This window comes from Rouxiella silvae, from assembly GCF_002093625.1.
Classification (GTDB): domain Bacteria; phylum Pseudomonadota; class Gammaproteobacteria; order Enterobacterales; family Enterobacteriaceae; genus Rouxiella; species Rouxiella silvae.
Genome location: NZ_MRWD01000031.1, coordinates 1 through 25,101, shown reverse-complemented (window position 1 = coordinate 25,101; position 25,101 = coordinate 1). Strand labels below are relative to the sequence as shown.

Here is a 25,101-nt window from a genome sequence, read left to right as displayed (position 1 = left end):
ACTGTGTGCCGGCAGGGCATTTTTTAAGGCTGGGTCGAAAGGTGAGTCCAGTACGTACCGGTCAGTTGAATCGGTAAAAATTGCTGATAGATATCGTTTAGCGTTTGGTCAGGATTGAGTGAAGCGAACAGTTGCGGATAAAACACTTTCGCAAATATTTCGACGTCAATCAGATGGTAAGGACTTAAGTAAAAGTTGTGCCACAGACTATAGGCTTTGCCCTCGCGTACTGCCTGTAGGCTCGACAAAATAGGCTGCTGGGACATCAGCTTTTTGAAGCTGTCCTGCGCCTGCCGCTGGCTGACTAACGGACCCAGCTGTAAATCGTCCGGCTTTTCCGGCCCGGACATGCCGGTAGTCATGTAAATATCCGGATTCGCGGCAATAACCGACTCGGGGTTCATCTCCCCGTAAACCCCTTTAAAGGCTTTTCGGGCAATATTATCGCCACCGGCAAACTGTAGCAGGTCGGCCAGATTGCCTTTTGACACCGTGGTACAACAACTCTCTCTTCTGCCTAAATGCAACTGCAACATCACCGTCGGCTTAGGCCCGTGATAGGCCGCCAGTGTTTGCGTAATGTGGTTCATATGTTGCTGATAAAAGGTGATAAATCGCTGCGCCTTTTGCTGGGTATTTAACACCTCTCCCAGTAACTTGAGGCTGGGAATCGTGTTATTGAGCTGATCGACGCGGAAATCGACGTAGATGAAAGGGACATTCGCTTTTTGCAGCTGCTGTTCAATCGATCCTTCGCCTGACGGCTTTTTAGCATAGCGAGGCAGAATAACCAGGTCTGGACGCAGCGCGAGAATTTTTTCCGCGCTCATCTGGTCATAGCTGGTGTTTCCTAGCTGTGGGATGGTGGCAATATGCGGAAAGGCTTTAAGATAGATTTGCCAACTTTGCGGGTCATAATGGGCCATGTCGCCCGGCCAGCCGACCACGTTTGCTGAGGGGTCGCCATTTTCAATCAAGGCCAAACTGTAAAGCATACGGCTTTCGCCCAGCACGATGCGCTGGGGATTATCAGGCACCTCAACGCGGCGTTGAAAGATATCGGTGACCGTTTTGGCCTGTACCTGGCAACCCCCTGTCCCGCCGCCAATCGCTATTGCGACGGCCATTGCCCAACTGGAAAAACGCATAAGGCCTCAAAAGTCATTTTCAAAGCCTTGGATGATAATGATTATCGTTATATTTCGCAATCATGCGGTGACGCAGTGTCGCCCTCACCCAGCGTTCTTTGCATCATAATGGTGTTTAACCAGCGGCCGTGTTTATAGCCTACGCCAGTCAACTGACCAATCACCCGAAAACCCAGCGCCTGATGCAACCGCAGCGAGGCAATATTCTCACTATTGCCAATCACCGCCATCATTTGTCGCCATCCGCCGCGTTCGGCTCGCATAATCGCTTCTGCCATCAACTTTTTACCCACGCCCTTACCCTGCTGACCTTCGGCGATATAGACCGAACCTTCCACAGTGAAACGGTAGGCATAGCGCGGCCTGTAGGGTGACAGGTAACAATAACCGACCACCTGACCGTGCACCCGCGCCACTAAATACGGCAGTCCTTTGCTCAGCACGTTTTTACGACGTAGCTGCATCTCTGCAAGCGTAGGCGCTTCTGTTTCAAAGCTGGACAGACCATGAATAACGTGGTGCGCATAAATTTGCTGTACTGCCGACATATCGGACTCACTGGCGTCCGCCAGCTCAACGGCGTTTTCAGCGTAACTCTCCAATAACATGGCTATTTCTCACATCGGTGGTTGTGTTGTTTTAAAGAGTAAAGTAAACAGTTAACTTAATGTAGCTTTGTGAACTTATCATCAGCATAAGAAAAACTTTGGTATGACTCGAAATACTGCACCAACGATTAATCTGGACCAGCTCGCCACTTTCAAACTGGTGGTACGTCACGGCAGCTTTTCCGACGCCGCCGAAGTATTGGGACTGACACAACCGGCGGTGAGTCTGCAAATTCGCCAGCTGGAGCGTTTTTTTAATCTAAAACTGCTCGAGCGCATCGCCAAAAGAATGAAACCTACTGCTGCCGGTCTCACACTGCTGGAACAGATCCCGAATATTGATAACAGCATCGACCTCGCCCTCCAGGCTATGGCGATCCACTCGCAGGGCGTGAGCGGCAATGTAACATTAGGCACCGGTGCCACCGCCTGTATTCATCTACTGCCGCCGTTGCTTGGCCATCTCAAGCTTGAATGGCCGAGCTTGGGGGTTACTGTACGCATTGGAAATACCGATGAAATGGTGAAAGCAGTAGAGGAAAATCGCCTTGATTTGGCATTGGTCACCCTGCCTGCGGGCGGTAAAAATTTGTCGGTAACGCCGCTTTATCAAGAACAATTTCTGCTTATCGGCGCGAAAAACCAGTGTCAAACGGTGCAACACATGACGCACGAGGCCTGGACCAAGCTGCCTTTAATACTCTTTGAGCGCGGCAGCAGCACACGACTTCTAATCGACAACTGGTTTCATCAGCAAGGTTTAAAGCCGCACCCTGTCATGGAGTTAGGCAGCATAGAGGCCATTAAACAGATGGTTAGTGCGGGTCTGGGGTTCAGCATTGTTCCGCAATTGGCGATGGCGGGTGAGACGTCCAATACCTTGACGTCTCGCCCTCTTGAGCCGAGGCTTCAGCGCCAGCTGGGGTTGGTATTACGCCAAGACAAGCCGCTAAACAAAGGCCTGCAAAAAGTGATAGAAGCCCTTGAGACAGTGCGAGGCTTGCACAACTATAAGTAAAAGTGATTATGTTATTTGAAACTCCTCTTGGATTTCGCCGTGCCGCCTCACGTAATATTGCCCTAGGCTAGTGCCAGGGATCACCAGGTTTATGCTGCCCCAGAATGTTGTTTCCTCCCTATTTTTGCCGCAGAGCATGCTTTATGACTGATTCAGTAGTTTCCTCACCGTTGACTTTCCGTCGCTCGCTGCTGGCCGTTCTTGGGCTGGCGCTAGTGTTGATGCTATCGGCTTTAGATCAAACGGTTATAGGTAACGCAATGCCCTATATCGTTGCCGATTTGGGAGACTTTAATCTCTATGCCTGGGTAGCGACCAGCTATCTGCTGACCTCCATTATTACCGTGCCGATTTTTGGCCGCCTCGGCGACTACTACGGTCGTAAATATTTTGTTATCGCCGCCACGGTGCTGTTCACGCTCTCTTCGGCGCTGTGCTCGTTCGCCAGCAGCATGCAAATGCTAATTCTGTGGCGCGCCGTGCAGGGTATTGGCGGCGGTATGCTGGTAGGCACCGCCTTTGCCTGTATTCCTGAACTGTTTCCCGATACGCGTCAGCGCCTGCGCTGGCAGATTTTATTCAGCACCGCCTTCAGTATTGTTAACGCCCTGGGACCCACGCTTGGCGGGATTTTAACCGAGCAGTACGGCTGGCGTTCAGTGTTCTATCTTAATTTACCGCTGGGTGTGTTAGCGCTGGTAGTGTCGTGGATTTACCTGCCCTACTTCAAACCGGAGAAAAAGGCCGCGATTCGCCTCGACTGGCTGGGTGCGCTGCTGATTATGTGCGTGCTGGGCAGCATGCAGCTTTTGGCGGAGTTTCTGCCGAGCAACGGCTCAGCCTTTACGCTACTGGGCCTGATGCTGGCCTGCGGTCTCAGTGCGGCACTGCTGATTTTTCAACAACGGCGTGCGCATTCGCCCATTCTGCCGCCGCCGCTGTTTGCCATCGGCCCGATTAAGCAGTTGTTTATTATTTCCGTCCTGATTGGCGCGGTGTTGTTCACCCTGCTGTATTTTATGCCACTGCTGTTCCAGGGAGGCTATGGCTACTCACCGAAGCAGGCCGCGTGGCTGGTGACGCCTATGGGTGTGAGTATCACCATCAGCGCCATTATAAATGGCCGCATCGTGACCCGTATGCAAAATCCGATGCGTTTACCGCAGATGGGATTTTTGGTCGCGGCAACTGCCTGCGCGATTTTAGCGCTGGTGGGCAGTCACGGCCACTTTGGCGTGCTGATGGGATTAATGATGATGGCCGGTATCGGCATTGGTTTTATCTTGCTGAACGTCACTATTTTTATCCAAACGCTCGCCCCACGTGAGTATCTCGGCATAGCAACCGCACTTACCCAGTCCCTGCGTTTGGTCGGCGGCCTGCTCGGCACCGCGCTTACCGGCGCTGGGGTGACTAAATTTTATCATGTTCACGTGGGCAGTAAGCTGCTGGTCAATGACGTCACCGTGCCTGATGAGGTGCAACGCTATTTTTCGGACCCGCAGGTGCTGCTACAGCCGCTCAATCCGCAGTACGCCCAATATTATCCGCTGGCTCGCAGTGCCATGGTGAACGCGATTGACGTAGGTCTTGTCGTTTGCGCGGTTCTGGCCCTGCTGGCTTTCTGGCAGTCAACTCGCCTGCCGCTGATTCAATTTCCAGGCGTGACGGTCAAAGCCAAGAAAAAACCGCCGACAACTTAATTAAATAATGCGTTATCTCTGAGTTTTTTAGACGTTAACGACTACACTGGAGGACACTTTCCTCAGAGGGACGCAAAAGTAATGAAAAGATTGACGCAGCAAGACATGACGGAAAGCGAACAACGCGAGTTAAAGACTCAGTTAGACCGGGCAAGAAAAGCTCAGGGACGTGAACTGACCAACTCCGAGAACAACCGTATCAAAGACGATTATATTGATACGCTGATGGCCGAGAAAGAAAAAGTCGCTAGCAAAGCCCGTGCTGAAAAGCGCCGAGCCAAAGCCAACGCAACGCCAAGCACGTCGGCAACATATGACTGGACCGCCAGAACGCATCCCCGCGGTCGTCGCTAAAATTTATCTTTAGGTGTTTATGGGCAGCCTCGGCTGCCCATTTTTATGGCGTATTCTACACCTCATCCACGGCTAGCTGGTGAAATCCGTGGGTGTTATCACGCTCAAGCTGTGCCACCAGCCCGTCTTCCCACGCGGTAATGCCTCGCTTCGCCTCATGTCCGGCATCGGCGTTTTCTTCAGGTTGCAGATATTTATCGCGCGGATTATTAAGATAAGGCGAATCGCCGTGCTCCAAAGGCCGGTCTTCGGCAATCCACTTCAGCGTACCGCCGTCTAATAAATAGGCAGGCGCACCGGTTAACTCCGCCACTTCAGTGACAGCGTAACGGGCTAAAAACCCGCTGCCGCAGGTGACAACCCAGCGTTTGTGCGCAGGCTGCTGCGCTAACGCCTGCGGCAACTGACTGCGGGCGGTAAACACCGCGCTGGGAATACGCCGGTTGCGAAAATTGGCGCTGAGTGTTAAATCGATAATCCCGGTGTTGCCCTCCGCCAGCCACTGCTCCAGCCGTTCGCCATCAATGCTTTCAATGGCCGGTACGGGGGCTGATGTGACGCTGCCGTTGCCGGTTGCGGTAAATAGCTCACTCACCGCATTAGCATTTTTAGCATCAAAGCCCAGCACAAATACGCGCCAGTTCTGCTGCGCCAACCACGCGGCGACGATATTTGCACGCTGCCCGTTGTCGTCAAGCAACACAATTCTTGCTCCGCGCACGCTGGCATAGTGTTCAGTTTGTTGCAGCAGTTGTTCGCCAGTGACATGACGCGCACCCGGCAGATGACCGGCCTGATATTCCTCAAGCGTGCGAACGTCAAACAGATACAGCGTGCGCTGACTGTCAGCCTGCCACTGAATAAGCTGTGGCAAATCGATATTTTGCACGCCGGCGCGCTGGGCCAAAGTCGTGGCATGATTGAGGCTTTTCGAATCAAACAGCTCGCCTGCCGACGGGTATTGCCCGCGGTATTGGCTCCAAGCCTTGAAAGCCTTGTTCGGCACATTAATGCCAATAAAGACTTCTCCGCCTGCTTCCTGCCAGCCGTCAAGATCTCCCGCCAACAGCGCGACATCTACGTAGCCCAGCGCTTTAAGACGTTGATAGGCCACGTCGGTCAGGCGCGCATCGGTACGCAGATTGTACCGCTGCCCGTTGTCATACAGCGTAATCGGCGTTGTGCGACTCGGAATGCGGTCCAACACCTCGATTTCAAGCTTAGAAAGCGGCAGATTCACGGCAAATAGCGGATGCCCGCTGGCGAAATCAGCCTCTTCACGCAGGTCCACCAGGGCGACTTCTTGGCCATTACGCAGCGCCTTTATAAGGTCGGCCGTGTGGCGCAGAGGGAGAGAATTAAAAGAATCAGGCATGAAAGAGGCTCCACAAGTCTAAGGCTCGGATTGACACAGTGACACGCAGGCTAGCATCGGTGAAAACGATGCAAAATTCATATTATCGCTAATCAAATGTTAATTATTGATTTCTCTTCGTCCGATGGGCTGATTAGGGTAAATCACGCCTGCCGTCTGTTGTTCAGATGGCTTCTACCCCGCAGGAGTGCAAACTATGAGCGTCCAGTTCATTGGTATGATCGGCCATCGTTTATCCTCGGAAATTATTCCTGCCACCGGACCGGTATTCGACAAACAGTACATTGCAGATTTCGCCAAGGCTCATGAAAAGGCCGGATTTGACCGGATTCTGGTGGGATATTGGTCCGATCAGCCAGACGGTTTTTTAGTCGCCGCCCATGCGGGTGCCCACACCTCTACCCTTAAATTTTTGTTGGCGCATCGCCCCGGCTTTGTTGAACCAACCTTGGCCGCGCGCAAGTTGGCAACGCTGGATAACCTGCTCGACGGTCGCCTGGCGGTGCATATTATCAGCGGTGGCAGCGACGCAGAACAACGTCGCGACGGTGATTTTCTCGAAAAGTCTCGCCGCTATGCGCGCACGGAAGAGTTTTTACAGGTGGTGAAAAAAAGTTGGTACTCCAGCGAAGGATACGACCATCGCGGCGAATTTTATCAGGCTGAAAACGCTTTTACCGCCATCAAACCTTATCAGGCATATTTGCCAGTCTATTTTGGCGGTTCGTCAGACGACGCCATGCGTGTCGCAGGCAAGCACGCTGACGTATTTGCTCTGTGGGGCGAACCGCTGGCAAGCGCGGCTGAAACGGTGAAAGCCGTTAAGGCCGAGGCGGCACGCTATCAGCGAGAGGTAGGTTTTAGCATCTCCTTTCGCCCTATTCTTGGCCGCACTGAGGCCGAGGCCTGGGAAAAGGCCGAAGCTATTCGCGCGCAAACCAAAGCCCAGCTGGCGCAAAGTACCTTCAGTTTAGGTAAACCCAAGCCACAAAGTGTAGGGGCTCAGCGGTTACAGCTGGCCGTGGCACAGGGTGACCGCCTCGACGACAATTTGTGGACCGGCATTGCCGCGCTGGTGGGCGGAGGCTACAACTCGACGGCGTTAGTCGGCACGCCGGATCAAGTCTCTGATGCACTGCTGAAATACTACGATTTGGGGATCGAAACATTCCTGATCCGCGGATTTGATCCACTGAACGACGCCACGGAATATGGACGTGAACTGATCCCGTTAACGCGTCAAAAAATTTCCGCACGCGAGCAGGTGGCGCTTAAAAATCGACTCCCTACATCGCACGCACAATGGTAAGGGAAAGTTATCGGATTTCCACCAGAATCAGCCAAGCTGTCTTACGGGCGCAGCAAAAACTGCCGCCGTAGGCGATTGATGTTAAGAGGACCGTTAATAACTGTTTTGCACTGACTGAGGACAGCGGCTCGGGGCCTCTGTCCTTTTAGGGTAGGTGACAGCCTGTGATAAGGGGATTAACGCCCTTTTTTCTTACGACCAGCTTGGGCAAAACGTTTGCGGGATGAGGCGTTGCCATCGGGCTTTTCAGCCGTTTTTGGCTTGCTGATGCTGGTTTTTTTAACGGCAGCGGTTTTGGCCGGCGCTTTTTTAGCCGGTTTATCTTCGGACGATGAGTTTTCAATCAGCTTAAACAACTCTATCAGTTCGTCGTCGGTCAGGTCGCGCCATTCTCCCAGCGGCAACCCTTTGAGATTAACGTTCATGATGCGCGTGCGTTCAAGCTTGGTCACTTCAAAACCAAAATGTTTACACATACGGCGAATCTGACGGTTAAGCCCCTGCACCAGCGTGATGCGAAACACCATTGGCGCTTCTTTCTTCACTTTACATTTTTTGGTGACGGTTCCCAGCATGGGCACACCGGCGCTCAAGCCCTGAATGAACTCGTCAGTAATCGGCTTATTTACCGTAACCAAGTACTCTTTTTCGTGATTGTTACCGGCGCGCAGAATTTTGTTGACCAAGTCACCGTGATTGGTGAGAAAAATCAGCCCTTGAGAGTCTTTATCCAGACGTCCAATCGGGAAAACGCGCTTGCTGTGGTTGACATAATCACTGATGTTATCACGTTCGCCCTCTTCCATGGTGGTGATAATACCCACCGGCTTATTCAAGGCGATAAGCACCAGATCTTCTTCATCACGCGGTTCGATAAGCTGCCCATTAACTTTGACAACGTCACCTGGGAAAACCTGATCACCGACTGCGGCACGCTTACCGTTAATGAAAACGTTGCCCTGTTCGACGTAACGATCGGCGTCACGGCGAGAACAGATGCCGCTCTCACTGATATATTTGTTAAGGCGAATAGATGAGTTGGTCAGCATGTTTTCTCCAGAAAAAGCGGACTATACCTCACCGGAGTGGTGATGCGAAGTGGGGTTTGAGGCAAACGGGGAAAATTTTAACATCAAAGGTATACGCTTTGCGCACTGGGTGGTGGCCCAGTAGGCGCAGCGCATGCCCTTAAACTCAAATTTGCCAGTAAAACCCAATCAAAAATCTAGATTTGGTAATCAATCACCACATCGCTATCACTCTGCGGCTGTTTGAAAACCTTCTCTTTGATTTCATTAATCGACAGGCTTTGATTACACAACTCGATGAAACGCCAAACATAGTTACGTTGTAACTGCGAGCGTTTGAGGCCAAGCCAAACGGTATTTGACTCAAACAGATGTTCTGCATTAATAAGCTGTAGGCCACGATCCCGGTCGGCATCAAAGGCTTTATCCGCCAGAATCCCCACCCCTAACCCTAACTCAACGTAAGTTTTAATCACGTCCGAGTCCTGCGCACTGAGTACGATGTCAGGATTAAGCCCGTTTTGCTCAAAGGCGCTGTCAACACGCGAACGGCCGGTAATGCCCTGACGATAAGTGACCAGCGAGTATTCGCTGAGCTGCTGCAAAGTTACCGGCTGCTGCTCAAGCAGCGGATGACCGTCTGGAACCAAAACGGCGTGATGCCAACGGTAATAAGGGAATGACGCCACTGAAGGGTCATTAATCAGCTTCTCACTGGCTATCGCGACGTCAGCCTGCCCGCTAAGCAGCATCGCCAGCACTTCCTGTGGCGAACCCTGATGCAGCTCAAGTCGCACGGCCGGATAAACCGCGCGAAACGCTTTAATAACCCGAGGCAAACTGTAGCGAGCCTGGGTATGAGTGGTAGCAATCGTTAATACACCGGCATCCTCTTTCGAGAAAATGTCGGCCAAACGACGGATATTTTGCGCTTCGTTGAGGATTCGCTCGGCTACGGACAGCAGCTCTTTACCCGGCTCGGTAAGTCCCAATAACCGCTTACCGCGACGAATAAATATTTCAACCCCGAGCTCGTCTTCAAGCTCGCGAATATGGCGGCTGACCCCTGACTGTGAAGTAAAAAGCATGTTTGAGACTTCAGTCAGGTTGTAATTGCAGCGCGCTGATTCCCGTATAATTTTTAGCTGTTGGAAATTCACCGTGCACCCCTATTAGTTTTCCATGATGCCTATTGTTACGTTCTCGTAACCTTTAGGACAAATACGAAAAAACCGTTACTTATGCTTTTTCCTAATAAGGGCACTTTTGTTATGCGAAAACGCCTATTTTGGACTACGCCTTAACCGGTGTTAAAACAGCTTTACCGCCAAAGTGTGCTGCAAGGTTAGCTAAAACCAGCTTCATCATATTGTCCATCGCCTCCGGTGAACGCCCTGCCGTATGCGGCGTGAGGACCAAGTTTTTAATCATCGAAATCATTTCGACGGGGACTTCAGGTTCGCCGTCAATGACGTCGAGTGCCGCACCGGCAATGCTGTCGGTCCTTAGGCTTTCTATTAGTGCCGTCGTGTCTACCACCGTCCCGCGCGCAATATTAATGAGATATCCGTCAGGACCCAGCTCGCGCAGCACGTCGGCATCAACCAATTTTAAGGTATCTTTACCGCCGGGCGTGGCGACCACCAGATAATCGGCCCATTTTGCCAGTGCCTGTCGGCTCTCGAAATATTGCCACGGGCTGTCAGTCATCTGACGGCGATTAAAATAGCCAACCGGCATATTAAAACCCCCGGCGCAGCGCTGCGCAATTTGATGACCAATATTGCCCATGCCGATAATGCCCAGTTTTTTGCCAAACATGCCGGGCAGAGTGATGCGGGACTGCGTCCATTTACCGGTGCGAACGCGGTGGTCGAGATAGGAAACGCTGCGGGTGATGGCCAGCATTAGCGCCAAAGTATGGTCAGCCACCGCCGAATTATTGGTTCCTGGACCATGTGTTACCTGAATATTTCGCGCCTTAGCCGCCTCCGTGTCAATAAGCTCGAAACCTACCCCCTGCGCGCAGATAATCTCCAGATTCGGCAGGCTGTCCATCTCTGCCGCCGATAATCCAATTGAGCCCACGGTGAGCACCGCGCGAATTTCAGCCGCAATTTTAGGATCGAGACTGGCACGCTGGTCGGCGGTCGTGGCGTAATAAAGGGTAAATCCTGCGGCCTCAAACTGTGCTGGATAGCCAGTATCGGGTTCAATATGGCACAACAAAGCTATTTTCATCACGACTCCCCTCAGGTGAAAAACAGACGCAACCGCGCCAAAACAAGGCTGATTTCAGCCCTGTAAAATGATAACTAGCAGGCTATTTACTATCATGTAACAACTTCAACTTGTACAGCTTTTCAGCGAGAACATCTGTTTCAAGGTGCGTTTAATCCACATCGTCTACACTCCAGAGATGCGCTTTGCACATTATTGTTCGTAACCTCTCTCGGAGATCACCTGACGATGGCCAAAGCCCCACCTAAGAAATCGGTTAAACCAACCGCAACAGTCGAGACTGCAAGTAAACCCCAAAGAGCCGTAGACGTTGAAGTTTCAGACCAGGGCGTACGTCTAATTTATCCCTACAGTGATGGAGAAAGGGTCAAGGATTTCGACAGCGACCATAAAACCCGCGTTCGCGAAGGATTACCGGTACCGCTGGGTGCCACTTGGGACGGTCTGGGGGTGAATTTTGCACTGTTTTCAGCCAATGCGACTAAAGTTGAGCTGTGCCTTTTCAACGACCAGGGCGAAGAGTACGACCGTATTGAGCTTCCTGAATATACTGATGAAGTGTGGCACGGGTATCTGCCCGATGCCCGACCCGGTTTGCTTTACGGCTACCGCGTTCACGGCCCGTATGCGCCACACGACGGCCACCGTTTTAACCCCGCCAAGCTCCTGTTGGACCCATATGCGAAACAAATCATCGGCGATTTAAAATGGGACGATGCCCTCTTCGCCTACGATATGGAAAGCGACAAGAAAGACCTGCATATTGATGACCGCGACAGCGCGGCGTTTTTACCGAAATGCCGCGTTATCGACCCTGCCTTTTCATGGTCCCGCTCACGAAAAAATCCGGTTCCGTGGGAACACACCATTATTTATGAGACCCATGTGCGCGGCTACACCATGCGCCACCCTGCGGTTCCCGAACACCTTCGCGGCACTTTTTCAGCAATGACTACGCCGCAAATAGTGGATTACATTAAGTCGTTGGGGGTGACGTCGATAGAGCTGATGCCGATACACGCCTTTACCGATGACCGTCATTTGCAAGACAAGGGTTTGCATAACTTTTGGGGCTACAACACCCTGAGTTTTTTTGCGCCGCATCCGCAGTATATGGCGACTCACACGGTGAATGAGTTCAAGCAGATGATTGCCACGCTGCACGCGGCTGAAATCGAAGTGATTCTCGATGTGGTGTATAACCACACTGCGGAAGGTAATGAGCTGGGTCCAACACTCTCATTTAAAGGCATTGATAACGCGAGTTATTATCGCCTGATGCCGGAAAACAAGCGTTACTACATTAACGACACCGGCACGGGCAACACGCTTAACCTGAGCCATCCGCGCGTGCTGCAAATGGTGACCGATTCTCTGCGCTACTGGGCCACAGAAATGCAGGTTGACGGCTTCCGCTTCGACCTGGCCACCATTCTGGGACGCGAAAGCTATGGTTTCGACGAGGGCTGCGGTTTTCTTGACACCTGCCGTCAAGACCCCGTGTTGAGCCAGTGCAAACTGATTGCAGAGCCCTGGGACTGTGGCCCCGGCGGCTATCAGGTCGGTGGATTCCCACCCGGTTGGGTTGAATGGAACGATCGTTTTCGCGATTCGGTGCGCAAATTCTGGCGCGGTGACGAAGGCCAGCTCGCAGACTTTACCACCCGCCTCTCCGGGTCGGCTGATCTCTTCAACCATCGTGGCCGCAAGCCTTACGCCTCGGTAAACTTTATCACTGCGCACGACGGCTTCACCCTCAATGACCTGGTTTCTTATCAGGACAAGCACAATGAGCAAAACGGCGAGGACAGCAAGGACGGCACCGATAACAATATTTCAGCCAACTACGGCGTTGAAGGCCCAACTGACGATCCGACGATTAACGAACTGCGGGTGCGACAAATGCGCAACATGCTGGCCACGCTGTTCTTCTCGCAGGGAACGCCGATGCTGCTCGCCGGCGATGAATTCGCCCGTTCGCAAAACGGTAACAATAATGTCTACTGTCAGGACACGCCGATTGCCTGGGTTAACTGGAACATTCAGGACAAAGGTAAATCACTGATTTTATTCACCTATCGACTCATCGCTTTGCGCAGGCGATTTCCTATTCTGCACCGTGGTCGCTTTCTCACCGGCGAACTGCATGAAAAGCTGGAGGTAAGGGATGTGAGCTGGTTTCAGCCCAACGGCGACGAAATGACCGGCAAGGCGTGGGGCGATCCACATGCAAAAAGCATTGGTATGCTGCTTGACGGTCGTGCTCAGCCTACCGGATTGATTCGCTATGGTTCGCTGAGCACTATTTTGCTGCTGTTTAATGCCGCGCACGAGGAGGTGGTCTTTTCGTTGCCCTGCGTCGCACATGGGGAAAGTTGGCGGCACATTCTTGACACCTTCCAGCCAGACGACATCAACGAGCACAACTTTGACTTTGGCCGTGAATACATCTGCCCCTCGCGCACAGTGGTGCTATTTGAACTGATCGGTCTGTCCAAGTAACCCCTCGTCCCCCATCAGATAACGCCCGGTTTGTTAAACGGGCGTTTAAAGATTGCCGTGCATCAACCACGCCTTTAGCCCAAGCGCATCGTGGTAATGAGAATAGCGGCGCGGCCCACCGGCAATAATCATCAGCACGTCCTGGCCTTTTATTCGCGTATAAACGATAAGACAATGCCCAGCCTGATCGGTGAAACCGGTCTTCTGCAAAACAATATTCCAGGTTTTATTGTTTATCAGACCGTCCGAACTGCGGTAAACCAGCTGACCCCGCCCTGGATGCACCACATAGCGCTTGTCGGTTGAAAGTTGACGAATAAGCGCATAGCGATAAGCGTGTTTAGCCATAATCGCCAAGTCATGCGCCGACGAGGTGTTGCGCGGCGTTAAGCCTGTGGGATCGTAAAAATGGGTATTGCGCATGCCGTAGGCTTTAGCCTTACGGTTCATCTGGCGCACAAACGCGCGGCGACCGCCTGGGTAATAACGACTCAGCGCGGCGGCGGCGCGATTCTCTGACGACATCAGCGCAATATGCAGCATGTCTCTGCGCGACAGAGTGGAACCTATAGTCAGCCGTGAGTGGGTGTGCTTAAGCAGGTCTCGATCGGCGGAAGTCACCGTGATTAGTTGACTCAACGATTGTTTACTGTCGAGAACCACCATGGCGGTCATCAGCTTAGTCAGTGACGCCATAGGGTAAGCTCGGGCGGTATTTTTCTGGTAAAGCACCCGCCCGTTGGATGCATTGAGAACCAGCACCGAACGCGAAAGCATACGCGGCAATGTTTTAGCCGAGGCATTAAGTGAAATGAAACAGATCAACAGTAAAGACAGTGAAACTGCGAGACGGGTAAACCCTGAATGAAAAGCGCGGGAAAAAAATGACATGACGACCATAAAACGTTTAAAGATGAGTTTATGACTTCAACAACGCAAAGAAACGGCCGCATCGATGAAGACAATGTAGGGATAACTCTTTTTTCACAGCAAATTTACAACAGTGACGGACGAATATGCCAAGAAAAAAATGCTCCCCTGACAACAGATACTGCCCAACTTGTCTGACCCCACCAAAAGGTAAATTGTAAAAAAATCGGTTTGTTACGCTAATAACCCGCAGATAAAGGCACTGCGGATTATTTTTTAAGAGTGTTCTTAGAACATCATGCTGCCGATCAGTCGGCCTTGCGCAGGTAGGCCTTGAATTGAGGGGTCATGGTGGTTTTAAATCCATCGCCTTCCTTGGTGATTAAATAGACCGCCAAATGCTCTTTCTCTGCCAGCGCCAACGCCTTTTTAGTCCCTAACACCATCAGGCCAGTGTCCCAACCGTCGGCTTCCAGCGCGGTAGAGGCAATGACGGTGGCCGACACCAGTTTATGCGTGATAGGACGTCCAGTGGCGGGATCGATGATGTGCGAAAGGCGTTTTCCGTCGAGTTCGTAATAGTTGCGATAGCTGCCCGAGGTGCTGATGCCCATGCCCTGCAAATCGACAATCGCCTGCACCGCATCTTCTTTATCGGTCGGCTTTTGAATCGCTACCTGCCACGTTTTACCTTCCGGGTTTTTACCGCGAGAAACCACTGCACCGCCGACTGACACCAGATAATTGCTAATCCCGTTGGCCTCAACCAGCCGCGCCAGGTGGTCCGTGGCATAGCCTTCGCCTACAGTAGATAAATCGACATACATGTCGGGTTTATCTTTTTGCAGATAATCACCGTCGTACTGCTGAATCACTTTAAGATGCTGTAGGCCAATTTCGGCCTTAGCGGCATCAATTTGCTGCTGGGTCGGCATCTTAATCGGCTCCTTATTCGGGCCAAATCCCCAGAGATTGACCAGAGGACCGACGGTAATATCCATCGCCCCTCCCGTTTTCTGCCCGACTCTCAGCGAAGTAATAATCGCATCGGCCATTCCCGAGCTAATCGGCTGCGGTTCCGTACCCGTGTATTGATTAAAGCGTGAGAGTACGGAATCGTCTTTATAGGTCGAGAGTTCGTGGTCGTCTTCTTTAAGCTGGGCTTCAATCTGCTGGCGCAACTCCGGCTCACGACTTTTATCCAACCCCACCACGCTGACTCGATAATAAGTGCCCATGGTTTTACCTGAAATAACCACGGACGTTGCCGCGTCTTTGTCTGGACCGCAGGCGCTGAGTAAAATCGCGCAGCCTAGAAGGGCAGGTGCAGAAAGAAGGTGACGTGTGAACAACATTAAAACTCACTTAGCAAAACGCAGGGTTAATGTGATACCAAAATTTATCGGCCCACATTATACAACCCAAACTAAACCCGGCGTTAACAACAAGCGCAGTATTGCGTTAACTTTTCTTTCGTTTAATAAACAGTTAACGACTGCGTTTGGCATGCCGCTCCCAGTTTTCCTGCTTGGCTTCGGCGGATTTTTTCAAAGCAATATAGCAGGCTCCCGCACCGCCGTCCTTGCCCATTGCCACGCTAAACGCCTGAACCTGATCCAGTTGTTTCAGCCATTTAGCGAGGTAGCTGCGTACGATATTGGCATGGCTTTGATCATGTCTTCCACGCCCGTGTACCACCAGCAAAGTCCTCAGGCTGTGTGCCTGTGCCTGTAGAAAGAAGCTAAACAACTCTTGGCGACAGGTCTCTACCGGTTTGCGTAACAGATTAAGGCTGGCCTCAAGGGGATATTTACCCTGCCGCAGTTTGTCGAGCACGCCCTGCTGAACGCCGGGCTGCTTGTATTCAAGAGGAGTGGTGCATTCGACAATATCTAAAAAGCCGGTGGTGAGAATATTTTCAGGCTGCGTCAGTTCAGGATCCTGCGCCTTGGCCGTTTTATGCTGATTTTTTAAATAAACAACCTGATTATTATCTGAGAGTTTCTGTACGTCAGCCATTTCCTGAAAAAAAAGAAGATCCTCATTTTGGTCATCATTTTTCATTGCTTCCTCCCCGACTTATCGCTTTATTTAAACAATACAGCACCACATTCATTAAGCCCGCGTTAAAGGGCGTTCGCGGCAACGGTGGTCATAAAACTGAGTGTATAGAAAAACCGGCCAGCTGCAATATTTCAGGCACAACTCCAGTGCTCACAGGCAAACCGCTAACCATAACTCCCTGTAACTCGGCCTGTTATTATATGTTCAAAAAAGTGGGTTATTAAATTAGGTATATACTTAACCGTTGGAGCAGAGAGATTAAGACTCAGAATCCTCTTTGTTTCCATCCAAATTGAGGAGAAACGATGCCGTACCTTGATGACAATCTGCTTGTATTCACAGACCTTGACGGGTCGCTGCTCGATCACCACAGCTACAGTTGGCAACCCGCTCAGGAATGGCTCAATCGTCTGAGTGCGGCGCACGTTCCGGTGATCTTGACCACCAGTAAAACGGCGGCTGAGGTTGCTCAATTGCAGCAACAACTCATGCTCACTCAACACCCTTTTATTGCAGAAAATGGCGCGATGATTAGCCTGCCGACCGACTGGCCCGGCAAAAAGGAGTCTCCTACCGGACATATTATTGGCGCCTCTTATGAGGAGATTCGCCACACGCTGATTACCCTCCGTCAAAGGTATGATTTTGAATTTAGAGGCTTTGGTGACGTTAGCCCACAGCAAGTCGTAGACTGGACCGGACTCGAGTTAGCAGACGCCAAACTGGCCATGCAGCGTGAAGCATCCGAACCGCTCATCTGGTTTGGTAATGAGCTCGATTTTGCACGATTCGAAAAATATCTGCATGAGGAAAACCTGGCACTCACCCGCGGCGGCCGCTTTTGGCATGTGATGGGTAAAGAGGCAGGTAAAGGTCCGGCGGTTGAGTGGCTAAGCCAACAGTACCAGCAACCGTCAGGAAAACCGGTGGTCAGTATCGGCCTAGGCGATGGGCCTAATGATATTGGCATGCTTAATGCTACAGATTATGCGGTGGTTATTCTTGGACACCACACTCACGCCATGCCGCTTGAAAAGGAAAACGGCGCTTTTCGCACCACGCAACGCGGTCCTGAAGGTTGGAAGCAGGGTTTAGACCATTTGATTCGTCTTTGAGTTTTCTTTTAACTTTTTTGATTATTACCAAGATTGAGGTTCCTATGAGCGACTTTTATCAGGATGGCGTCATCACTAATTTTCACAATTTGACCAAAAGAAAATTAGAAGAACTGGAATATGACCTGCAAGTGTTCTCGGGTCGCCGCTCGATGGGCCTTATACTGCCGTCGCTGTTCTCTGAGCTTGAGGGTCCGGCCCTGAGCAAGATTGTCGACGAGCTGACCAAGGTGCCTTATCTGGAGGAAATTGTCATTGGTCTGGATCGCGCCGACCGCGATCAGTTCTTGTTTGCCCGTGAATTCTTCTCTCGACTTCCCCAGCGTCATCGTATTTTGTGGAATGACGGACCGCGCCTCAAGGCGCTTGACGAAGAGCTTAAAAAAGAGAATTTGTCGCCAATGGAACCCGGCAAGGGGCGCAATGTGTGGTTCTGTGTGGGCTACACGCTCGCATCGCGGCGCACGACAGTCGTCGGTTTGCACGACTGTGACATTGTCACTTATACCCGTGAAATGCTGGCACGCCTGATGTATCCGGTAGCCAACCCCAACTTCCATTATGACTTCTGCAAAGGGTATTACGCGCGCGTGGCCGACGGCAAATTTAACGGCCGCGTAGGTCGCTTACTGGTGTTCCCGCTGCTGAAATCGCTGCAAATTGTTTACGGAAAGTCAGAATTTTTGGAGTATTTACGCAGCTTCCGCTATCCACTTTCCGGCGAATTCGCCATGCGTACTCACGTGCTTAACGATCTGCGCATCCCGAGCGACTGGGGTTTGGAAATCGGCGTACTCTCCGAGCTGCACCGTAATACGGCCACCAAGCGTATTTGTCAGGTGGATATTGCCGATAACTATGACCACAAACATCAGCCGATGTCGGAAGAAGATGCCAGCAACGGCCTCCAGCGCATGAGTATTGATATCACCAAGGCGCTGTATCGGAAAATGGCGATTTTGGGCGTGCCGATCACTGCCGAGTCCTTCCGCGTCCTGAAAGCGACCTATTACCGCAATGCGTTGGATATGATCGATGGTTTTGAGCACGATGCCAAAATGAATGGACTTAAATTTGACCGCCACAGTGAAGAGTCGGCGGTAGAGCTGTTCTCAGGCGCGATTATGGAGGCCGGTCTGGCCTTTGTTGATACCCCGAGCGAAAAACCGTTTATTCCAAGCTGGAGCCGCGTTCAGTCTGCATTCCCTGATATGCTTGAACGCCTGCACGATGCAGTCGAAGAAGATAATAAAGGCAACGTTTAATAACCTGGCAGCTCACCACAGGGAGGCAGTGAGCTGCTAATTGCTCCAGATTATTCGTACACATCGATTCCCCCATTTTTGTCGGCATTATTTTCTAGTCCAGTTTTTTACTCATGAAATAAATTTAAGCACACGTCACAAACACCGTTTTCGAATAAAAAAGTCACTCACAACCCGATGAATGTCATTGTCTTTATTTACCTAACGTCAATTCTTAGCTTGATTTTTAGCCGGTAATTAATAACATTGTGATAACAATTAAGATTGTTATCACAAAAAATATAGCTAACCCTCATCTTTTGGCACAGATATTGAACCAATAAACATAACAAGCTAACCAATTGATTTTAATCAACTTAAAACATAAAGCATCCGTTTTGAAATTATTCTTCTTTTAACGATAAATTTGCATCTGGCCGGGTTAAATCCTCGCTCAGCAGAGATAAAAAAAAGGAGGTTATTAAACTGGTTTTATATATCTCACCCCTTCTCATTCGCATTTCAGCGTTTTATTAACGGTCAAATTAATAAATAATTAAAAAAAACCCTTTGAAAATCGGGGTTTTTAAGTAAATACCCGCGCCAAAACAAATCTTCCGCTTATCAGTTTCAGTAAAAGATGTTAAAATTGACGCATATCAATATTGCGAGAGCGAAACCTATGATCACGGAAAAGCGTATTATTCGTCGTATCCAATCTGGTGGTTGTGCAATCCACTGCCAAGACTGCAGCATTAGTCAACTGTGTATTCCCTTCACCTTAAACGAACACGAACTCGATCAACTCGATAACATTATTGAGCGTAAGAAACCGATTCAGAAAGGCCAAACGCTTTTCAAAGCCGGTGACGAGCTTAAGTCTCTTTATGCTATTCGTTCAGGTACCATTAAAAGCTATACCATCACTGAACAAGGTGATGAGCAAATTACTGGTTTCCACCTAGCGGGTGATTTAGTGGGCTTTGATGCCATTGCTACAGTGCAGCATCCAAGCTTTGCTCAGGCGCTCGAAACGTCAATGGTTTGTGAAATCCCTTTTGAAACCGTTGACGACCTTTCCGGTAAAATGCCTAAACTGCGTCAACAAATGATGCGTTTGATGAGCGGTGAGATCAAAGGCGATCAGGATATGATCCTGCTGCTGTCGAAAAAGAATGCGGAAGAGCGTTTGTCGGCCTTCATTTATAATCTCGCCCGTCGTTTTGCCCAGCGGGGTTTCTCACAGCGTGAGTTTCGCCTGACCATGACCCGTGGTGATATCGGCAACTATCTCGGACTGACGGTTGAGACGATTAGCCGCCTGCTTGGGCGCTTCCAAAAATCAGGCATGCTTAGCGTTAAAGGTAAATACATTACCATTGAAGACCATAACGCGCTGTCGGTGCTTGCCGGTCACCCTGTTTCTTTAGCCTCCTGACGGCCCCTTTTTTGCCGGTTTTCTCCGGCCTGCTGTACTGGATCGATAAATGATTAAGTTTATTGATCCGGTTCAATATGTGCCCTGTCTTGTTTCCCCATCCTGGTTTATTCTCTATCTATAGCGTGTGCGTTATTCCACGACACCACTTTTTAGTTTTCTTTTAGTAGGTTTTGGCTTAAGTTTGTGTTTACTGAATGAATTGTTAGGGTTTTGACTTTCCTTGAGAAAATGGCGCCCTACGCGCTTTCAATCACAGAATTAAGGAGGCTTCCTTGGCCAAGTATCAGAACCTTCTGGTCGCTATAGACCCTAACCAGGACGATCAGCCGGCGCTTCGCCGCGCGGTGTATCTGGTTCAACGCAACGGCGGGAAGATTAAAGCCTTTCTGTCTATCTATGACTTTTCCTATGAAATGACCACCATGCTTTCTCCTGAAGAGCGCACAGCGATGCGTCAGGGCGTGATAAGCGAGCGTACCGCATGGATTGCAGAACAATGTCATTACTACGTTGAAGCAGGGATTGAAATTGATATCAAAGTGGTTTGGCACAACAAACCGTTTGAAGCGATCATTAATGAAGTTCTCAATGGTGGACATGATTTACTGTTAAAGATGGCTCACCAGCATGACCGGCTCGAATCGGTTATTTTCACCCCTACCGACTGGAATTTGCTGCGTAAATGCCCTTGCCCAGTGTGGATGGTTAAAGACCAACCTTGGCCAGAGGGCGGCAAGGCGGTGGTGGCGGTTAATCTTTCAAGTGAAGAACCGTATCACGATCCGCTCAACATCAAACTGGTCAAAGAGAGCATAGAACTGGCCTCACACGTTAACCAAACGGAAGTTCATCTGGTCGGTGCCTACCCCGTTACGCCAATTAATATCGCCATTGAGCTGCCTGACTTTGATCCGAGCGTTTATAACGACGCCATTCGCGGTCAGCATCTGATTGCCATGAAGGCGCTACGACAGAAATTTCATCTAGACGAAAAATACACTCACGTGGAAAAAGGACTGCCGGAAGAAGTTATTCCAGACCTTGCTGAGCACCTTCAGGCCGGCGTTGTGGTACTGGGGGCTATTGGCCGTACCGGTCTCTCTGCCGCGTTTCTCGGTAATACTACCGAACAGGTGATCGACCATCTGAAATGCGACCTGCTAGCCATCAAACCTGATGATTTCGTTTGCCCATTAACGGCAGAAGACAGTGAAGAGCACGACGACGAGTAGCGTTCAGCTGACACTCTGGCATAAAAAAAGGACTCATGAGAGATCGTGAGTCCTTTTGCTTTTTGGTGCACCGCAGATGAATCTTTGTCAGAGCAGCGCGGATAACACGCTGTTTTCGCGTTTACTGCTTCTTGATTTTGAGATTATTTTATATTTTTATAGGTCACGGTGTATTGCGAATTTGCCACCATGAAACGGTTGGCATATTGGCTATTGGTCGGCTCTCCGGTCATTTCTCCCGTTGCCGCATTTTTGGTTTTCACCCGCACGTTAAACATCTGCTGATTGACAGCATCGGCCAAGAATTTAGGCCAGCCATAATGACCCAGCTTATTTTTAGGCAGTATTAGCGTAGCCTGCTCAATGATTTTCTTGCCATGCATGACGTCTACCTGGAATTTCTCAGAAGTGACAGCTCCCGTCGACTGGATATTCCCCACGTTCGAACGCCGCTTTGATAATCAAGTAAAAAACCCCGATTAACCGGGGTTTTTTATATTTAAGAGACACCTTGGGATCACTCGGAATTCAGAGGCCTGCCTTTTATTAACAGCACCAATGCGAATCCTAGAGCGCGCGCAGAATCGCCTCAACGCTTTCTTTGGCGTCGCCAAACAGCATCTGCGTATTTTCTTTGAAGAACAGCGGGTTTTGCACGCCAGCATAGCCGGTGCTCATCGAGCGTTTAAAAACAATGACGTTGTGCGCTTTCCACACTTCCAATACCGGCATTCCTGCAATAGGACTGCGTGGATCTTCCTGAGCTGCAGGGTTCACCGTATCGTTGGCGCCGATCACTAACACCACGTCGGTGTCGCTGAAATCGTCATTGATTTCGTCCATTTCCAGCACGATGTCGTAAGGTACCTTCGCCTCGGCCAACAGCACGTTCATGTGGCCAGGCAAACGTCCCGCGACCGGATGAATACCAAAGCGAACTTTGATGCCCTTGGCTCGCAGTCTGGCGGTGATGTCCTGGACCGGATACTGCGCCTGTGCCACCGCCATGCCGTAGCCCGGAGTGATGATGACCGAACTGGCGTTTTTCAACATCTCAGCCACGTCTTCCGCACTGGCTTCGCGGTATTCACCCATTTCTTCGGCGTCACCCGTTGAAGAGCTGTCGGTGCCAAAGCCACCGGCAATCACGCTAATAAACGAGCGGTTCATCGCCTTACACATGATGTAGGAGAGGATGGCACCTGAAGAACCGACCAGCGCACCGGTCACGATCAACAGGTCGTTGCTGAGCATAAAGCCCGCCGCCGCCGCCGCCCAACCTGAGTACGAGTTAAGCATTGAGACCACTACCGGCATATCCGCACCGCCGATAGACGACACCAGATGCCAGCCAAAAGCCAGCGCAATCAGGGTCATAATCAGCAGCGCAAACACCTGCGTGCCGACGCTTTCTGAGCGAACAAAAATAATCAGCAGTGCGAAAGACACCACCAACGCGGCCAGGTTCAGCTTATGGCGATGCGGCAAAGCCAGCGGTTTAGAAGAGAAAGTACCGCGCAGCTTGCCGAATGCAACGATAGAACCGGTGAAGGTAACCGCACCAATAAAGATGCCGAGGAACACTTCGGTCAGATGGATATTCTCCATCACCCCTTCCATCGCGACACTGCCGTGGTCAAGGTAGCTGTTAAAGCCGACCAATACCGCCGCCAGACCCACGAAGCTGTGCAAAATAGCCACCAGCTCAGGCATTTGGGTCATTTCAACTTTACGCGCCAGGTAGATACCTATTGCACCGCCGATAACCATTGCCACAATAATCCAGCCGACGTGGCCGGAGTCGGGACCGAGAATGGTGACGATTAATGCGATCGCCATTCCGGTGATACCAAAAATATTCCCCTGCTTGGATGTCTCATGCTTCGACAATCCCGCAAGGCTGCAAATAAACAAAATAGCGGCAACAATGTATGCAGCTGTAACTAGACCCCCAGACATAGGCTATCCCTTAATTCTTGCGAAACATTTTCAGCATGCGCTGAGTGACGGTAAATCCGCCAAAAATATTGATACTGGCAATCAGCACCGCGACAAAAGAGAGGAAACTCACCCATCCGCCGTGACCAATTTGCAGTAATGCCCCGACCACGATAATCCCTGAAATCGCGTTGGTTACCGCCATCAGCGGCGTGTGCAATGCGTGACTGACGTTCCAGACTACGTAATAACCCACCACGCAGGACAGTGCGAAAACGGTAAAGTGAGACAGAAACTCTTTCGGCGCAACGTTTGCCAGCCAACCAAACAGCACGATGGCGATGGCCATAATGATGTATTTGGTCCATTTTGAGGTGGGTTTAGCCTCGGCCTTAGGTGCCGGTGCTGCAACTTTTGCCGCCTGAGGCTGGGCAGAGACCTGAATCGGCGGCGCTGGCCAGGTTATTTCACCGGCTTTAACTACCGTAACACCGCGCACGACGGTATCTTCGAAGTCGATCTCGATTTCACCGTTTTTCTCTTTGCACAGCAGCTTCAACAAGTTAAGCAGGTTGGTGCCGTAAAGCTGAGAAGACTGGGTCGGTAAACGGCTCGGCAAATCGGTATAGCCGATAATTTTCACGCCGTTTGGCGTAACGGTAATGGTGTCGGCCACCGTCAGCTCGCAGTTCCCGCCGGTTTGCGCCGCGAGATCGACAATGACGCTGCCCGGTTTCATGGAAGCGACCATTTCGCGGGTGATAAGCTTCGGCGCAGGTCGACCCGGAATAAGTGCCGTAGTGACAATAATATCAACTTCTTCTGCCTGAGCCGCAAACAGCGCCATTTCGGCCTTGATAAAGGCTTCAGACATCACTTTAGCGTAGCCATCGCCGCTGCCGGCCTCTTCCTCAAAGTCCAGCTCAAGGAATTCAGCGCCCATACTTTGCACTTGTTCTTTAACTTCCGGACGGGTATCAAAGGCGCGAACTATTGCCCCCAAGCTGCCCGCAGCGCCAATGGCTGCCAGACCGGCGACACCGGCACCGATGATCATCACTTTAGCTGGGGGGACTTTGCCTGCGGCGGTGATTTGACCGGTGAAGAAGCGGCCAAATTCGTGCGCGGCTTCAACAATGGCACGATAACCGGCGATATTGGCCATCGAACTCAGCGCATCCATCGACTGTGCGCGGGAAATACGCGGTACAGAGTCCATTGCCAGCGCGGTAACATTTCTGTCGGCCAGTTTTTGAATCAGTTCAGGATTTTGTGCTGGCCAGATAAAGCTTACCAGGGTTGACCCTGCCCGTAGTTTGTCGATTTCAGCGTCTAAAGGTGCATTCACCTTCATGACGATGTCGGATTGCCAGACGGCATCACCCGCTTCTACCGTCGCTCCGACGGCTTCATACGCGGCATCGTCAAAACTGGCCAGTTTGCCCGCGCCCTGCTCAATGGCGACTGTAAAGCCGAGTTTCAGCAGTTGTTCCACCGTTTTTGGCGTTGCTGCAACACGGGCTTCATTGGTCAACCGTTCTCTTGGTATACCAATACGCATAATTATTCCTTTCACCCTTTTTATTTGATGACGTTAGTCATCGATGTAGAGATAAAATGTAAAACCTGTCGGCTTGTATCGCCGAATGACTGACGGATTTTTCAGGTTGGCTATAACCTACTGAATATCAGGTTAATAAGCCATATAGAAACCTGATTTATGAGGATTAAATCACCTAAAGACGGCATAAGACGCGATCGCTCTGCCAAGTGAGTAAATTTCATATTTAATTCACTTCGATGTGCTAATTATACGAGATCAATCACTCTCTTAATTCGTCAGTAAGGCCCGTCTACTGGGATGAAAAGTGAGTAAAATGTAAATAATTAACATTTATTTCACTTATTTAC

At 50.7% G+C, this 25,101-nt stretch carries 21 protein-coding genes; 9 read left to right on the top strand and 12 right to left on the bottom strand.

What is annotated here, in order from left to right; all coding sequences use genetic code 11:
- Positions 1-23 precede the first annotated feature (23 nt).
- Both BS639_RS13675 and BS639_RS13670 read right to left on the bottom strand, forming a co-directional pair.
- Positions 24-1,127: an ABC transporter substrate-binding protein gene (locus BS639_RS13675; RefSeq protein ID WP_055772496.1), complete on the bottom strand. Its 1,104-nt coding sequence runs from the start codon at positions 1,125-1,127 to the stop codon at positions 24-26.
- A 68-nt stretch (positions 1,128-1,195) separates the two neighbouring features.
- On the bottom strand, positions 1,196-1,756 hold the full coding sequence (locus BS639_RS13670; RefSeq protein WP_055771617.1) for a GNAT family N-acetyltransferase: 561 nt from the start codon (positions 1,754-1,756) through the stop codon (positions 1,196-1,198).
- Between the two features lie 103 nt (positions 1,757-1,859).
- On the opposite strand from BS639_RS13670, the gene BS639_RS13665 reads away from it, so the two are divergent.
- The 3 genes from BS639_RS13665 to BS639_RS13655 all read left to right on the top strand — a co-directional run bounded on the left by BS639_RS13665 (position 1,860) and on the right by BS639_RS13655 (position 4,831).
- Complete coding sequence (locus tag BS639_RS13665) at positions 1,860-2,774, top strand: LysR family transcriptional regulator (RefSeq protein ID WP_084983351.1); 915 nt, start codon at positions 1,860-1,862, stop codon at positions 2,772-2,774.
- A 143-nt stretch (positions 2,775-2,917) separates the two neighbouring features.
- Complete coding sequence (locus tag BS639_RS13660) at positions 2,918-4,477, top strand: MFS transporter (protein ID WP_084983350.1); 1,560 nt, start codon at positions 2,918-2,920, stop codon at positions 4,475-4,477.
- Between the two features lie 81 nt (positions 4,478-4,558).
- A complete protein-coding gene (locus BS639_RS13655) occupies positions 4,559-4,831 on the top strand; it encodes a DUF3811 domain-containing protein (protein WP_055771605.1) in 273 nt (90 codons plus the stop codon).
- Between the two features lie 55 nt (positions 4,832-4,886).
- Here the strand turns inward: BS639_RS13655 and BS639_RS13650 are convergent, their stop codons facing one another.
- On the bottom strand, positions 4,887-6,206 hold the full coding sequence (locus BS639_RS13650) for a rhodanese-like domain-containing protein (protein WP_084983349.1): 1,320 nt from the start codon (positions 6,204-6,206) through the stop codon (positions 4,887-4,889).
- A gap of 196 nt (positions 6,207-6,402) precedes the next feature.
- Here BS639_RS13650 and BS639_RS13645 point away from each other — a divergent pair, with 196 nt between their 5' ends.
- Positions 6,403-7,515, top strand: coding sequence for an LLM class flavin-dependent oxidoreductase (locus tag BS639_RS13645; protein ID WP_055771599.1), 1,113 nt, complete (start codon positions 6,403-6,405; stop codon positions 7,513-7,515).
- Positions 7,516-7,691: 176 nt separating this feature from the next.
- On the opposite strand, the gene rluF is transcribed toward BS639_RS13645, so the two are convergent.
- From rluF to BS639_RS13630, 3 genes are all read right to left on the bottom strand, one after another.
- Positions 7,692-8,564, bottom strand: a complete 873-nt coding sequence (gene rluF / locus BS639_RS13640; protein WP_084983348.1) for a 23S rRNA pseudouridine(2604) synthase RluF — start codon at positions 8,562-8,564, stop codon at positions 7,692-7,694.
- Positions 8,565-8,740: 176 nt separating this feature from the next.
- The gene (gene cbl / locus BS639_RS13635; protein ID WP_084983347.1) at positions 8,741-9,703 is read right to left on the bottom strand and encodes an HTH-type transcriptional regulator Cbl; all 963 of its coding nucleotides are present in this window, start codon (positions 9,701-9,703) and stop codon (positions 8,741-8,743) included.
- A gap of 133 nt (positions 9,704-9,836) precedes the next feature.
- Entirely contained in the window at positions 9,837-10,784 is a 948-nt protein-coding gene (locus BS639_RS13630; protein WP_084983346.1) for a 2-hydroxyacid dehydrogenase, read from the bottom strand.
- Positions 10,785-11,012: 228 nt separating this feature from the next.
- Between BS639_RS13630 and glgX the strand changes: the two genes are divergently transcribed.
- On the top strand, positions 11,013-13,286 hold the full coding sequence (glgX, locus tag BS639_RS13625; protein ID WP_084983345.1) for a glycogen debranching protein GlgX: 2,274 nt from the start codon (positions 11,013-11,015) through the stop codon (positions 13,284-13,286).
- Positions 13,287-13,331: 45 nt separating this feature from the next.
- On the opposite strand, the gene BS639_RS13620 is transcribed toward glgX, so the two are convergent.
- The 3 genes from BS639_RS13620 to smrA form a co-directional block, all read right to left on the bottom strand.
- Positions 13,332-14,177 (bottom strand): serine hydrolase, encoded by an 846-nt coding sequence (locus tag BS639_RS13620; protein WP_084983370.1) that lies wholly within the window; start codon positions 14,175-14,177, stop codon positions 13,332-13,334.
- Positions 14,178-14,464: 287 nt separating this feature from the next.
- The gene (gene apbE / locus BS639_RS13615) at positions 14,465-15,511 is read right to left on the bottom strand and encodes an FAD:protein FMN transferase ApbE (protein ID WP_055771584.1); all 1,047 of its coding nucleotides are present in this window, start codon (positions 15,509-15,511) and stop codon (positions 14,465-14,467) included.
- Positions 15,512-15,644: 133 nt separating this feature from the next.
- Positions 15,645-16,220 carry a DNA endonuclease SmrA gene (gene smrA / locus BS639_RS13610; protein WP_084983344.1) on the bottom strand — a complete coding sequence of 192 codons (576 nt, stop codon included), beginning with the start codon at positions 16,218-16,220 and terminating at the stop codon, positions 15,645-15,647.
- A 305-nt stretch (positions 16,221-16,525) separates the two neighbouring features.
- Between smrA and BS639_RS13605 the strand changes: the two genes are divergently transcribed.
- The 4 genes from BS639_RS13605 (at position 16,526) to uspE (ending at position 21,252) form a co-directional block, all read left to right on the top strand.
- The gene (locus tag BS639_RS13605; RefSeq protein WP_084983343.1) at positions 16,526-17,335 is read left to right on the top strand and encodes a mannosyl-3-phosphoglycerate phosphatase-related protein; all 810 of its coding nucleotides are present in this window, start codon (positions 16,526-16,528) and stop codon (positions 17,333-17,335) included.
- 44 nt (positions 17,336-17,379) lie between these two features.
- Complete coding sequence (locus BS639_RS13600; RefSeq protein ID WP_055771575.1) at positions 17,380-18,600, top strand: glycosyltransferase family protein; 1,221 nt, start codon at positions 17,380-17,382, stop codon at positions 18,598-18,600.
- Between the two features lie 661 nt (positions 18,601-19,261).
- Positions 19,262-20,017, top strand: coding sequence for an FNR family transcription factor (locus BS639_RS13595; protein WP_055771572.1), 756 nt, complete (start codon positions 19,262-19,264; stop codon positions 20,015-20,017).
- A gap of 275 nt (positions 20,018-20,292) precedes the next feature.
- Positions 20,293-21,252 (top strand): universal stress protein UspE, encoded by a 960-nt coding sequence (gene uspE / locus BS639_RS13590; protein WP_055771569.1) that lies wholly within the window; start codon positions 20,293-20,295, stop codon positions 21,250-21,252.
- A gap of 143 nt (positions 21,253-21,395) precedes the next feature.
- Here uspE and BS639_RS13585 read toward each other — a convergent pair whose 3' ends face one another.
- The 3 genes from BS639_RS13585 to pntA form a co-directional block, all read right to left on the bottom strand.
- A complete protein-coding gene (locus BS639_RS13585) occupies positions 21,396-21,635 on the bottom strand; it encodes a hypothetical protein (RefSeq protein ID WP_084983342.1) in 240 nt (79 codons plus the stop codon).
- Between the two features lie 184 nt (positions 21,636-21,819).
- Complete coding sequence (gene pntB / locus BS639_RS13580; RefSeq protein ID WP_084983341.1) at positions 21,820-23,211, bottom strand: Re/Si-specific NAD(P)(+) transhydrogenase subunit beta; 1,392 nt, start codon at positions 23,209-23,211, stop codon at positions 21,820-21,822.
- 10 nt (positions 23,212-23,221) lie between these two features.
- Positions 23,222-24,751 carry a Re/Si-specific NAD(P)(+) transhydrogenase subunit alpha gene (gene pntA, locus BS639_RS13575; protein WP_084983340.1) on the bottom strand — a complete coding sequence of 510 codons (1,530 nt, stop codon included), beginning with the start codon at positions 24,749-24,751 and terminating at the stop codon, positions 23,222-23,224.
- Between the last annotated feature and the right edge of the window lie 350 nt (positions 24,752-25,101).